Source organism: Dyadobacter tibetensis Y620-1 (genome assembly GCF_000566685.1).
Taxonomy (GTDB): Bacteria; Bacteroidota; Bacteroidia; order Cytophagales; family Spirosomataceae; genus Dyadobacter; species Dyadobacter tibetensis.
Map to the genome: position 1 here is coordinate 712,876 of NZ_AZQN01000001.1, position 13,402 is coordinate 726,277.

The following is a 13,402-nucleotide window of genomic DNA, read 5'->3' on the forward strand; positions in this document are numbered from 1 at the left end:
AGGAAATATGAGTCACACTTATGACTTAATTTTTCAATAGCGTTAAGTGGAAGTTAGGTCCCCTGGCTATTATGTAGTAATAACACTATACGTTTATCATAAGTTGACTAGAGTAAATTTAAGCCGGGCAGCAGGCTAGCTCCCAATGATGGTAAGCAAAATACGCTTAAAACAGGGTGAAGGTGGTTATAAAAACCAAATTAATCATGACTCCAGAGAAGGAAAGTGAGTCGTAATGTTTTTTAAAAGAAAATAGTATTGTCGCCTGGAAAGTTACTGATCTTCAGGGATTACATAATGTAAGACAATGTTGGTGGTTCGGGGGAAATCGTATGCCGTAGTTTGCGTGGACATGGCAAAAGAATTGGGAAGTACCGATGTAAGTTCAATTTTCCAACCTCCCCCTGCCCTGGCCGCGGTGTCAGCCGAGGAAATAGCGATATGGTCAGTAGTTTTGGTCCATAGCAAACTGGTCTGGGCAGTTCCCTTATTAAAATTCCCGCGTACAGTCCCATCGGAATTAAAGCTTATGGTAGACATATACCGGTCAAACTGCACCCCGTCGAAAGAGGGTATTGACTGCCCATCTTTCATAACGATTCTATCATTGACCGAAATCTTGTCGATATGCCATACCGGATGTTTAACCAATCGGTCCGAGGCCTCCTCTACGGTTTTGGCAGACTTATCGCAGGCCATAAATGACCAGGCCAGAAGGAAGGGAATTATAATCTTTCGCATTGCAAATGGTAACTTTTTTCAGTTTCAAAGGTACTATCTGCCGTTAGAAATAAAAAAACAGATTCTAAATATTAGAATCTGTTCGCCAACAACGTACTTATTTTAACTTCGGTAGCCCTTTCCACTCGTTTCCTGAGGCTTAGTAAATATAGCCAGCCAAGCCCTGCGTGCCAATCGGTAGAACCAGGGAGTAAGTAGTATCATTAACGGAATTATACTCACTAAAAAATAATTTAGATAATCGTCGAAAAAGTTGACAAAAATTAGAAAATAAACCAGCATGAAGGCCACATTAAGCGCATAACTAACATAGAGGGCTCCCTGGTAGAACCCGGGTTCTGGAACGAAGTTTTCATTACATACCGCACAGCGTTTATGCATTTTATCAAAGTTTCGGGTGTAGGCACTCTTACTGATAAAAAAGTCTCCTTCTCCGCACCTGGGACACTTATTGGTAAATATTGTGATGAGTTTATTCGTACTCGCCATTATGAGATATATTTAAATTAGTAATAGATCGTAGACCTCGATGTCCTTTGACAAAGGTCGTTAGATCTTCGAATATTTCTATAAAATAGATAATGGATTTGATGGTACAAATCAACGATTATCTATTTTCATTTTCCCCATTCTAGCTCCTCCCTACCTCCACACTACCGGGGATCAGTCACCCCTAATTGTGTTTTTTGGACACCATTGTGTCAGCTTATAGAAGGAAATTGACTAAAATAGCTCCTTTTTTTGCTAAATATTAATTTTATGTTGATTTTAGTAAATGATTTCCATTCAAATTGCTATTTGCATTACGGTGGCTAAAAACTTTATATAAAAGATCTCCTTTGAATGTCATCACAATGCCCATAGTTAATTACACCCAACCTAATACTAACTTATATTAAACTTATGAATCGCAGAATCGCCATTCAGAGAATCTCCATGATGCTAGGAGGAATGATCAGCACGCCACTTATGGCGGGCATAATGCAGGAAAGATTAAACTTTGGCCCTAGTCTGGAAATTAGTCTGAACCAGGAAAAGCTATTAGCAGAGGTGGCAGACGTCATTATTCCAACTACTACCACTCCAGGGGCCAAAGCCGCAGGGGCCGAAAAATTTATTGTCAGAGTGATCCGTGATTGTTACGAACTTCCTGAGCAGGAAAAATTTTACCAGGGACTTGATAACCTGGAAAACAGAGCCAAAGCTTCGTACAACAAATCTTTCGTGGATTTGACACCCGAGCAAAAACATGGGGTTGTATTAAAAACTACCAGCGAAGACAAACCTTTTTTCATGCAAATGAAGGGTCTGACCGTCACAGCTTACTTCACGTCGGAAGTAGGTGCTACCGAAGCTTTGGATTATTTACCTATACCGGGTCGTTTCGATGGATCTTGGACCATGCCAAAAGGACAAAAAACTTGGGCGCTGTAGGATTTAACGCCAATGAAACAGGGACGAAATACCCAAATAACACAATTTTACATTAAAGTAAAAAAAATATCTTACTCATAAAGAATGGCGAATTTAAATATTGATGCTCAAAAAGAAATTACCTACGATGCAATCGTAATTGGATCTGGAGTTTCGGGAGGTTGGGCGGCCAAAGAACTAACCGAAAAAGGCCTGAAGGTGCTGATGCTTGAGAAAGGAAAAAATCTGGAGCATGTTTCAGGTTACACCAACGCCCTTAAAGCTCCCTGGGAAACCGAGTATAATGGTCGTATTACGGTTAAACAAAAGGAATCTCATCCATTTTTGAAAAGGGATTACCCTTATAATGAAATGACTGAGAACTATTGGATGACTGATACCGACTCCATGTATGAGGAAAAGAAACGCTTTGACTGGTACCGACCCAATATTGTAGGAGGAAAATCCATTATGTGGGGCAGGCAGTCTTATCGCCTGAGCGACCTGGACTTCGAGGCCAACCTGAAGGAAGGTATTGCGGTGGATTGGCCCATACGCTACAAAGATATCGCACCCTGGTATAGTTACGTAGAAAAACATGTAGGTATTTCAGGAGAAAAGTTAGGTCTTCCACAACTGCCCGACAGTGATTTTATAGCTCCCATGGACATGTACTTCGTAGAGAAGGAAGTTCGGAAGCGTTTAGAGAAAAATTTTCCTGGTCGCCACATGACTATAGGCCGAGTGGCCAACCTTTCACAGCCTTCTAAAATCCAGTTAGAAGGTGGACGTTCTCCTTGCCAGTACAGAAACAGATGTTCCTATGGCTGTCCCTACGGAGCCTATTTCAGCACTCAGTCCAGTACCCTACCTCCGGCCATGAAAACTGGGCTGCTGACCCTGCGCCCGGACACGAATGTAAGGGAAATCATTTATGACCCCCAAACGCAACGTGCTACTGGGGTAAGAATTGTGGACAGTGTGACGATGGAAGAGCGGGAATACTTCTCCAAGATCGTCTTTGTCTGCGCCAGTGCTTTGAGTTCCACTGCATTATTGCTTAATTCCATCTCCGATCGCTTTCCTAATGGAATGGGGAACGACTCAGGTGAACTGGGGCATAATCTGATGGATCATCATTTCCGGACAGGGGCTTCCGGCGTATGGGAAGGAGATCATGACAAGTATCACTTTGGACGCCGGGCAAACGGCATATACATTCCCCGATATCGAAATGTAGGTAAAGATAAACGAGACTATCTCCGTGGTTTTGGTTACCAGGGAGGTGGGAGCCGACAAGGCTGGCAACGTAATGTTGCCGAACTAGCTTTTGGCGCTGACTTTAAAGAGGAATTGACAAGCCCGGGCGAATGGACCATGGGTCTGGGAGGTTTTGGAGAAACCCTTCCTTATCACGAGAACAAGATGTATCTCAACCATGACAAAAAAGATAAATGGGGTATTCCAACGGTGGTTTTTGATGCCGAGATTAAAGAAAATGAACATAAAATGCGTGTGGACATGATGAACGATGCGGCAGAAATGCTTGAAAGCGCAGGATTAAAAAATGTTCGCACCAATGATCGGGGTTCATTCTTAGGTATGGCCATTCATGAAATGGGAACTGCCCGTATGGGTAGAGACCCTAAGACTTCTGTAGTGAACGGAAATAACCAACTCCATGCAGTTAAGAATGTTTTCATGACAGATGGAGCGGTGATGACTTCCGCTTCCTGCGTGAATCCTTCTCTAACCTATATGGCCCTTACAGCCAGAGCTGCCGATTTTGCAGTAAAGGAGTTGAAGCGAAAAAATCTCTAAGGTTATGCGTCAAGTCGCCGGACCGTAGGTATTAGATAAATGAATAATATATAAAGACCCGCCCCATTCTTTCATAAGTCTTGGGACGGGTCTTTATCATTTGCAGGCATTTTTTTCATTAATTGCAATACCAGCCTATCCTATTAACGGATTTTACTACTTGGTTCTTTCTATCGTATATAAGACCAGTTGCTCCAGAGATCGCCTGTGACTAGAATCTCCAAATTCGGATAGAATCTGGCGAGCTTCGTCTACATAGCGCTGCATCACATTTTTGGCATAGGTAAGTCCACCGGAAGATTTCACGAATTGGATCACCTCCTGCACCTTCTTAGGTTTATGGCTTTGATTTCTAATTAGACTAATTATCCGACGCTTTTCCATCAAACTAGCCTGATTCAGGGCATATATAAGGGGTAAGGTCATCTTCTTTTCTTTAATATCTATCCCCAAAGGCTTTCCAATCTCATCTTCACCGTAATCAAAAAGATCATCCTTTATTTGAAATGCCATGCCTACTTTCTCACCAAAAAGATGCATCTTCTCCACTACCTCAGCCGTTGCTCCGACCGAACAGGCTCCTACAGCACAACAAGAGGCAATTAAGGAGGCTGTCTTCTGTTTGATGATCTGATAATAAACTGTTTCATCAATGTCCAGACGGCGCGCTTTTTCCATCTGTAACAATTCTCCCTCACTCAGTTCCCGAACGGCCGTAGAGACGATTTTCAATAAGTCAAATTCTCCGTGATCTACAGAGAGCAGTAAACCCCGGGAAAGCAGATAATCACCGACGAGAACAGCAATCTTATTTTTCCAAAGGGCATTCACTGAAAAAAATCCTCGGCGGTAATTGGAATCATCCACCACATCGTCGTGAACGAGTGTGGCCGTATGTAATAACTCTATTAGGGCGGCTCCTCGGTAGGAAGACTCGTTGATGGAACCACATACACCGGCTGATAGGAATACGAACATAGGACGTAGCTGCTTTCCTTTTCTTCGGACAATGTAGTTCATAATTTGATCCAGAAGCATAACCTCACTTTTCATAAATTGACGAAATTTTTGTTCGAAAACTTTCATTTCATCGGCAACCGGCATCTGAATTTCCTTTACTGAAAGGGTCATATTGATAAAGAGGCTGCAAACCTCCAGAATTCTTAAATGGTGAATGGTCTAGCTGCCAGCAGGCAGACTCAATTTAATATTGAGCATGAACCCCAAAATTGAAACAAAATCTCGTTTTTCTAAGCATTTTAAATAGAAAATGTTTACAATTGATGAAGGATATTAGAATTTTAGCCCCAGTCAGGCTCCTATCCAGACATTTTTACCAACAATAAATACATAAACAACATTCATTTAAGAAGAATGGAAAATATAAGTTTAATATGAAAGCACTCGTCCTTGGAGGGGGCTCTATGAAAGGTGCTTTTCAGGTAGGTGCCATACAAGCTGTGATGGAAAAGGGCTTCGAACCTGACATGATCTACGGAATTTCGGTGGGAGCACTAAACACAACTTTTTTGATCAATGAGTCGGGAGCCCAGTACGCAGAAAACAGTGATATTAACTGGAAGGTCGCAGGACGAAAGCTTCTTGAATTTTGGATACATAATATCACTCACCCACAGGATATATCTACCCTGAGGTCCCGTATGCTACTTGGGGTAAATACCCTGAGAAGTAAGTTCGACGGTCTGCTGGATCCTAGCCCACTGCAAAATCTTATACGAAATCATATCAATCTGGATTATATACATCAAAGCCCGGTTTTTTGTAAGGTTGGAGCCGTTAATCTGGAAAGTGGGGCGATCAAATACGTTTCGAAAGACGAGGACACCTTCATGGAATTTGTCAATGCCAGTTCTTCCATACCCATGTTGATGCCCACCGTCGAGATAAATAATGAATTTTACCTGGACGGAGGCATGCGGGAGGTGGCGCCGGTTCGTCAGGCCATTGAAGATGGGGCTACCGAAATTGTTTTGGTTGCCTGCCATTCCCCTCATTTATACCAACCAGAAGGATTGAATGCTCAAAACCTGATTACACTTGTAGAACGCGTTAGGGATATCACAGTCAACCAGATAGTCAATAGTAATATACAATGGGCTGAATCCTTCGTAGATCGGTCCATATTAAGGGGTAAACCCATGTCGTTAACCGTGATAAGACCAAGTGAACCTTTGATCCTGGATCTCCAGCATTTTACCTCCGAAGATATTTCGCGCTTGCTGGTAGAAGGCTATAAAGAGGCCCTGGAAATTTTTAAAAAGTTAGAGCAAAAATAAAAACGTCCCCTGTACAAAAATGATCTGTACAGGGGACGTTTTTAATAAAACCGAATAGATTAGTTAAATATATAACGAATACCTATTTGGCTAGTCCATCTTGAGATGTTTCCTGACGAACCATCTGAGATATTATAAGTTTCTCCAGTAGGCTTAGTAAACGACATTAAAGGCGTATAATCGCCAGCTGCTGCGTTTCTGTAACCTTCAAATGTCACTAGAGGATAGTTATCATTAGAAGTGAAATACTGACGTCCCCACTTCTTGTTGATCAGGTTACCCACGTTGAACACATCCCAGCTAAGTTGCAAGGTATGGCGCTTTCCACCTATTTCCAGATAGATATCTTGAAGAACTTTAAAGTCGAATACGTGCGTAAATGGCGCTCTCGATCCATTTCTTTCAGCGTACTGGCCTCTTCTTTCGCTCAAGTAATCATCATTTTTGATAAATTCGTCTAAGGCTGCCCATTGAGCATTGGCAGTAGCAGCATCTTTGAATACGATTTGATCTTGGGTAGCAGGTACAAAAATCAAATCATTGCTTTCTCTTGAATTCCAGTCATTGACCATGCTGTTACGATACACATAGGAGTATGGATTGCTGGACTGTCCTGTATAGAAGAGAGAAACAGTGGTAGCAGCATTTTTTGAGTATTCGAAACGGTAAGATGCGAAACCAACAATTCGATGTCCCAAGTCAAAATCCGAACGTGAACGGGTCATATTATTCCGACCATTAACGGATTCCATATAGCGCCATTGCGATGAGTTTTGTGAGCTCGTCACCTCGTTCAGAACCATTGATTTACCATAGGTATAGGCAAGGCTGGTGATCAGTTTCCGAGTGAAAGATTTCTCTACACGGCCCGTTACACTGTAGGAATACCCATTGTCTTCCTTATCAGCATTCTTCATTAAGAAGATGTTGGTATAAGGGTTTTGAATACCAGAAGTGGCACCATCCAGATCAATTTTTGCCGGCGCTGAGCTACCAGGGCTGTAAATCATACGGTTATCGGCGCCAGCAGCCTGCTTGATGCCATTTTTATCCAAAATAACATTCTGATAAGCGACATCATTAAAGTTTTGGGTAAATATACCCTCTGCGCTTAAAATCCATCCGTTCCCTACCTTTTTATCCACGCCCAAGCTGGCTCTCAAAACTTGTGGCAGCTTAAATTCTTTGGAAATAAGGTTAAGTTCTCCAGAAGGTATAGGAGCCGTTTTACCGAAATCGGCCAGAGTATACTGCTGATTTACGTCGGCTACGAAAGGCAAGGTATTGGCCTTGCCAGACTGGTTGACACCACCAATAATTACACCACTATTGGTGTAAATACCACCTGGCCATACCATAGGAACACGGCCCAAGAAGATACCCACTCCACCACGTACCTGCAATGTTTTGTCTCCCATAACATCGTAGTTGAAACCAACTCGGGGAGAAACGGTGAACTTGCCACTTGGCATGCTACCAGCTTTGGCTCCTTCTAGAGGATAAACAGCGTTGATGGTGTTGAAATAGGAATTGTTGAAAGTTTCATCTACAAATTGTTTTGTAGGGAAAGTATTCAGGTCAAAGCGAATTCCTCCAGTTAAGGTAAACTTATCAGTCAGGTCGAAACGATCGTTGATAAATGCTCCTACACGGGCAGACTTAAAGTCAGCTGCCGCTCTAGAACCGTCACCGGTGATATCACCTTCAAGTAAAGAATAAGAACGAGCATATACCGATGGATTGGCACCATTCAAGAAGTCGGCCATGCTATCAAAGGTATAGGCTCCAAAATTCTGACGGATGAACAGGTTGTAGTAGCTTCCAAATTCACCATCTAAGCCCAGGGAGATATTATGCTTGCCTGTATAAAAATCAAGCTTCTGATTGAAAGTAAGAACTTTTGAAGTTAGCTCGTTGGCAGTAGAAAACGCCTCTGAACCAAAATTGATTCGGTCCTTAGTTCCCGTCTGATTAATCAATACATTAGGAAAATTCCCACCAATCGGATCCCTGTCGTCATTTACTGTAGTGTACCCAATTAACAAACGATTGGAAAGCGTATTGCTGAAAGTACTTTTCAATTCTATAGAAGAGGAATTGGTAGTGCTTGGAAAGTAAACTCCACTGTTGGAAAAGTAAATATTGGAGTTTGACGAGCTTGAAGGATTAATTGACTCTCCATAGGTATAACGGTGACTTACTGAAAGCTTATGCTTTCTATTGATATTCCAGTCAAGTTTAGCAGTCAGTTTATTGCTGTTCAACTCACGAACGATATTGTCATAAGAACCTGGATCATAGTTATACTTCGTGCGAAGCACATTGGCCAGATTGTCCAGCTCAGCAGCGGTAATCTGTCCATCATAGGTTCCGAAGTCGAAAGGCACGGGATTGGTTTCACGTTGAAGTTCAGCATTTACGAAGAAAAACAACTTATTTTTTACCAAAGCACCACCCAATCTAAAACCAGTAGTGTAGGAGTTAAAGCTTGGAAGTCTGCTACGCTGGAAATTAGGATCGTCAAACTGCGCATCAGTTCCTGGACGCTTTCCAGAAATATTTTCATTTTTGAAGTAGTAGTATGCAGAGCCACTTAGATTATTAGAACCAGAACGTGTTACCGCATTAATTCCACCACCAGTAAATCCACTTAGCGATACATCATAAGGAGATACAACTACTTTAAACTGCTCAATGGCATCGATAGAAATAGGGCTTACACCTGTCTGACCACCATTGGTACCAGAAGCAGCTAGACCAAAAACGTCGTTATTAGCCGCGCCATCGATATAGATCGAGTTAAACCGGTTATTCTGACCTGCAATAGATACGGCTCCGTTACCATCTACCTTAACTTGAGGTGTCAAACGAGTAAAATCGGCAAGAGAACGAGATACGGTGGGCAAAACTTGAATTTGTGCGCTGGAGATATTCACCTCTGCACCCTGCTTGTCCTTGTTGAAGTTATTATCATTCCGCACAACGACTTCAGTTAACAAGTTAGCCTCATCGCTCATAGTGATATTAACATTGGCCTCTTCACCCAATAGAACGTTTACCGCCTTTTGGGATTCCTGAAAACCTACATACGTAGCTGCTACCACATAAACACCACTATTAAGGTTGTTTAAATTGTAACGTCCATCTTCCCTGGTGAGGGTTGAATACTTCACTCCGGTGCTCTCATGCGTAGCTACAACGGTGGCCCCGGGCAATGGCGCACTCTGACTGTCGGTTATTATCCCTTTCAAACTTCCGGTAGTGACCTGGGCCACAACGCTTCCACTAAGCGAAAAAGAAAACACGAACAACATAAGCCATGTTGCCCTGAAAAGTAAACTTTTCTGGTTCATAAAATTTGATGATTGGTTAAATAAAACTGTTAGGTTCATCTTGTGATTAAACTAAATCACCAGCAAAATACGCACTTTTATTCTTCTCATGCAAAAGATACTATCCAGCAAAAATACCAGCCATAACAACGTAACTACCTGATTATATGTAATAAAACATAAAAGACTATCAATTTTTACATATTTTTTAAAATTATCAAATTGTTAATTCCTTACGAAAGGTCCGTCTCGCTGACCAGGCAATTTGGTTCATAATTTGCGATGAAAGCAAGCAATTCCACCTCATGTTGACTAATTTGCAAAAAAAAGTGGAATTTGTTTAAAACCATCAATAGCTATCTTAAACTTAGGAGCAGGTATCAGCAATGAAATTAAATTTTAAAAAATTAGGTCAAGAAGGGCCACAGGTGATCATCCTGCATGGCGTTTTCGGATTTCTGGATAATTGGCAAACCATAGGCAAGCAGATTTCAGATGCAGGCTTCCAGGTTTATTTAGTAGACCAGCGTAATCATGGGCGCTCACCCCATCAAGCGCCTATGAACTATGCCACTTTCGCCGAAGATCTTAAAGAATTTATTGAGCAGCAGGATCTGGTGAGTCCAATTCTTATAGGGCATTCTATGGGAGGGAAAACAGTTATGCAGTATGCTGTGAATTACCCGAATACGTATGCAAAACTGGTGATAGTCGATATAGGCCCTAAGGCCTACCCTATCCATCATCAAAAATTATTAGAAGGGCTCAATGCTCTCGATCTAAAAGGCCTGACTTCACGACAAGATGCGGATGATCAATTAGCTTATTATGAATCCAATCTGGGGGTGCGACAATTTCTGCTCAAAAACTTGTACAGAACAGAAGATAATGGATTTGCATGGCGATTCAATCTCCCTGTTCTGACAGCTGACATGGACAAAGTAGGTCAGAAAATAGAACCGAATCATCCTATCCTTCAGCCAACCTGTTTTATTCGAGGAGCAAAATCAGATTATATCCAGGATGAAGATTGGGAAGAAATCTCAAATATATTTCCTAAAGCGAAATTGGAAACGATCGACAATGCAGGACACTGGATTCATGCCGAGCAGCCCCGTGCATTCTTGGAAGTACTCCTCCCCTTCTTAAATCAGCCATAATGGATTACGTACCGGTGCATATAATATATTATTTGCGCCGGTATTTTTCTTTGTTGAGGCAGCAATTGAGAATGATCAGTTCCTCAGACTGCAGGGTCATTTCCCAAACCACTGCCCCCATGCAATCCAAATATTTACAACTCGGATTGGACGGCAGATTGTCCTTAGGCTCCAGTCTTAGCAACTGGCCATTCAGTATTATAGCCTGAGGCATACAGCATATGGGTTGATCTTTTTCATTAACAATCAATCCATCCGTTCTAAATCTAATGATTTTCTCCTGACCGGAGGCAATTGGCTCCCATTTGGTTTGGGATATAACACCGGTCTCTATTTCAACGAGTTCCCAACTTCCGGAGAGTTCTTTTAACAGCCCATCCGGTCCAGGCTCATTATCCGATTTACAGCCTATCACTGATAATAAAAAGATAGAAATGTATAATAGTGTTTTCATAGCCTTAACTTTGGAATTTTAAAGAAGACCAGCTCGGCCCAACAAAGGTTGGAAAGGGTTTGGAATAATCTATTATGATATGACTCTTTACTTAATTCCCACCGTTCTGGCAGAAGGTACGGCTTCCGATGTATTATCGCCTCAAATCCGTGAGGTGCTTATGTCACTTGATGTCTATTTTGTCGAAAATATCAGAACAGCCCGTCGATTTATCAGTAGTCTCAAATTAGGGATTGTTATCGACGAATTAGAATTTTGGGAGTTGGACAAAAACACGCCTATCGAACAAACGTGGGAGCGAATGAAAAACCTTGATCGGCCCGCCGGAGTACTTTCCGAAGCAGGCTGTCCCGGTGTGGCCGATCCTGGCGCGGTTGCAGTAGATATGGCCCATCAATTGGGCTATCAGGTTAAGCCGCTGGTGGGACCTTCCTCCATTCTTCTGGCATTAATGGGCTCCGGAATGAACGGACAGTCCTTTTCGTTTCACGGTTATCTGCCCATCGATAAAACGGAGCGTAAAATGGCTATTAAACATTTAGAAAAAGAATCGGGTCAACGTGGACAAACGCAGATCTTCATGGAGACTCCCTTTAGAAATAATCAGTTTTTAACATCTCTGTTAGATACCGCCAATCCCAATACAAAACTTTGCATTGCCAGTAATATTACCGCAGCAGACGAATTCATTCAAACTAAGCTGGTTAAGGAATGGAAGAAAGAACTTCCCGACCTGCATAAAAAACCAACCATATTTCTATTAAGCACCTATTAGTCGGTCTGAAATGAAAAAGATAATCCTTTGGGGCCTTATTGCTGGAATCCTTGGCCCATTATGGGGCTGCAGCCGGTCGGACAAGATGACTGCTATAACGACAATTGACTCCGAATTTGAAAATAGTCTGGACGACTGGACGCCCTTTCTGGCTAATTATCCTATCGATAGTGATACGGCCTTGATCTCGTATCGCATTGCTTCAGCTCCTCTTCCCAGTCCACTGGACACCAACAGCTATGGACTATATTTAAAAAGCAGGAATCTGGGGGAAGGGATGACCATGCTGATTAAAAAAAGAGTTGGGGGCCTAAGCCCAGATACAGAATATAACCTGGAAGTTGATTTATCTCTAGCCACAAATTATTACGAATCCGTTGACTCTTTAGCTAAAACTGCGGCTAGATTGGTCTATATCAAAGCGGGGGTTTCAAGTATTGAACCAGATACCATTCGACAATCAGGCTATTTCAGAATGAACATTCCCTGGAACAATCCCGCCTCCGAAACCTCTATGCACAAAGTTATAGGTGATCTGAATAATAAAGCAGTATCAGGAACCTACACCCTTTTTCAACACAGCCTAACATCTGGCCTGAATTTCACATCGGATGCAACCGGTGATGCATGGCTCGTTCTAGCGATAGACTCCAACTTTTCAGGTGAGGCTTCTCTATATCTTGACAGGATTGTGGTAAAGCTTCGCAGATCCATAGAGTAAGGTACGGTTTTTAGAATCTCTTGATAACCCATTGATCATTCAATTTATGTCCATCAAAATCCAAGCATTTACATTCAATCCATTTGGTGAAAATACCTACCTCCTCTTTGACGAAAGCCATGAGGCCGTAATTGTCGATCCAGGATGCTATGATAAAGGGGAACAGGACACCCTTTTCGCCTTTATAACAGAGCATAATCTCAAGCCTGTAATGATTATCAATACCCATGCTCATATCGACCATGTCCTAGGTGTGGCCGCTGTAAAACGCAAGTATGACATTCCATTCCTTCTTCACAGGCTCGACGAACCCTTGCTTAAAGCGGTAAAAACCTATGCTTCTAACTATGGCTTTGCTCAGTTCGATGAACCTGCCATCGATGACTATATCAAGGAGGGAGAAGATCTATTGTTTGGTCACTCCAGACTAGAGGTCCGCTTCGTTCCGGGACATGCACCGGGTCACGTGGCCTTTATAGATCATATGGGCAAACAAATAATTGGAGGAGATGTACTTTTTCGTCAAAGCATAGGGCGAACCGATCTTCCTGGAGGAGATATGAATATATTATTGAATAGCATTCGTATGCAATTATTTACTTTGCCTGACGAATACAAAGTCTATGCGGGTCATATGGAACCCACATCTATTGGTTTTGAAAAGCAATATAACCCATTCTTACGTTAA

12 protein-coding genes are annotated in these 13,402 nt (G+C 42.1%); 7 read left to right on the forward strand and 5 right to left on the reverse strand.

The features are described 5' to 3' along the window. Positions 1-273: 273 nt before the first annotated feature. Both X939_RS0103055 and X939_RS0103060 read right to left on the reverse strand, forming a co-directional pair. Positions 274-741, reverse strand: coding sequence for a hypothetical protein (locus X939_RS0103055; RefSeq protein ID WP_025761802.1), 468 nt, complete (start codon positions 739-741; stop codon positions 274-276). A gap of 102 nt (positions 742-843) precedes the next feature. Then, the gene (locus tag X939_RS0103060) at positions 844-1,230 is read right to left on the reverse strand and encodes a DUF983 domain-containing protein (RefSeq protein WP_025761803.1); all 387 of its coding nucleotides are present in this window, start codon (positions 1,228-1,230) and stop codon (positions 844-846) included. A gap of 414 nt (positions 1,231-1,644) precedes the next feature. Between X939_RS0103060 and X939_RS0103065 the strand changes: the two genes are divergently transcribed. After that, positions 1,645-2,175 carry a gluconate 2-dehydrogenase subunit 3 family protein gene (locus X939_RS0103065; RefSeq protein ID WP_025761804.1) on the forward strand — a complete coding sequence of 177 codons (531 nt, stop codon included), beginning with the start codon at positions 1,645-1,647 and terminating at the stop codon, positions 2,173-2,175. Between the two features lie 84 nt (positions 2,176-2,259). Next, positions 2,260-3,975 carry a GMC oxidoreductase gene (locus tag X939_RS0103070; RefSeq protein ID WP_025761805.1) on the forward strand — a complete coding sequence of 572 codons (1,716 nt, stop codon included), beginning with the start codon at positions 2,260-2,262 and terminating at the stop codon, positions 3,973-3,975. Positions 3,976-4,131: 156 nt separating this feature from the next. Here the strand turns inward: X939_RS0103070 and X939_RS0103075 are convergent, their stop codons facing one another. Then, positions 4,132-5,106 carry a polyprenyl synthetase family protein gene (locus X939_RS0103075; protein WP_025761806.1) on the reverse strand — a complete coding sequence of 325 codons (975 nt, stop codon included), beginning with the start codon at positions 5,104-5,106 and terminating at the stop codon, positions 4,132-4,134. A gap of 263 nt (positions 5,107-5,369) precedes the next feature. Between X939_RS0103075 and X939_RS0103080 the strand changes: the two genes are divergently transcribed. Further along, positions 5,370-6,272 (forward strand): patatin-like phospholipase family protein, encoded by a 903-nt coding sequence (locus X939_RS0103080; protein ID WP_025761807.1) that lies wholly within the window; start codon positions 5,370-5,372, stop codon positions 6,270-6,272. 59 nt (positions 6,273-6,331) lie between these two features. Here the strand turns inward: X939_RS0103080 and X939_RS0103085 are convergent, their stop codons facing one another. Next, positions 6,332-9,625, reverse strand: a complete 3,294-nt coding sequence (locus tag X939_RS0103085) for a TonB-dependent receptor (RefSeq protein WP_052353396.1) — start codon at positions 9,623-9,625, stop codon at positions 6,332-6,334. Between the two features lie 365 nt (positions 9,626-9,990). Between X939_RS0103085 and X939_RS0103090 the strand changes: the two genes are divergently transcribed. After that, the gene (locus X939_RS0103090; protein WP_025761809.1) at positions 9,991-10,764 is read left to right on the forward strand and encodes an alpha/beta fold hydrolase; all 774 of its coding nucleotides are present in this window, start codon (positions 9,991-9,993) and stop codon (positions 10,762-10,764) included. Positions 10,765-10,792: 28 nt separating this feature from the next. On the opposite strand, the gene X939_RS0103095 is transcribed toward X939_RS0103090, so the two are convergent. Next, positions 10,793-11,218 (reverse strand): hypothetical protein, encoded by a 426-nt coding sequence (locus X939_RS0103095; RefSeq protein WP_025761810.1) that lies wholly within the window; start codon positions 11,216-11,218, stop codon positions 10,793-10,795. 79 nt (positions 11,219-11,297) lie between these two features. Between X939_RS0103095 and X939_RS0103100 the strand changes: the two genes are divergently transcribed. The 3 genes from X939_RS0103100 to X939_RS0103110 are packed head-to-tail and all read left to right on the forward strand — an operon-like array spanning position 11,298 to position 13,402. Next, complete coding sequence (locus X939_RS0103100) at positions 11,298-11,993, forward strand: SAM-dependent methyltransferase (RefSeq protein WP_025761811.1); 696 nt, start codon at positions 11,298-11,300, stop codon at positions 11,991-11,993. A 10-nt stretch (positions 11,994-12,003) separates the two neighbouring features. Then, positions 12,004-12,714: a hypothetical protein gene (locus X939_RS0103105; protein ID WP_025761812.1), complete on the forward strand. Its 711-nt coding sequence runs from the start codon at positions 12,004-12,006 to the stop codon at positions 12,712-12,714. Positions 12,715-12,760: 46 nt separating this feature from the next. After that, complete coding sequence (locus X939_RS0103110; RefSeq protein ID WP_044198251.1) at positions 12,761-13,402, forward strand: MBL fold metallo-hydrolase; 642 nt, start codon at positions 12,761-12,763, stop codon at positions 13,400-13,402.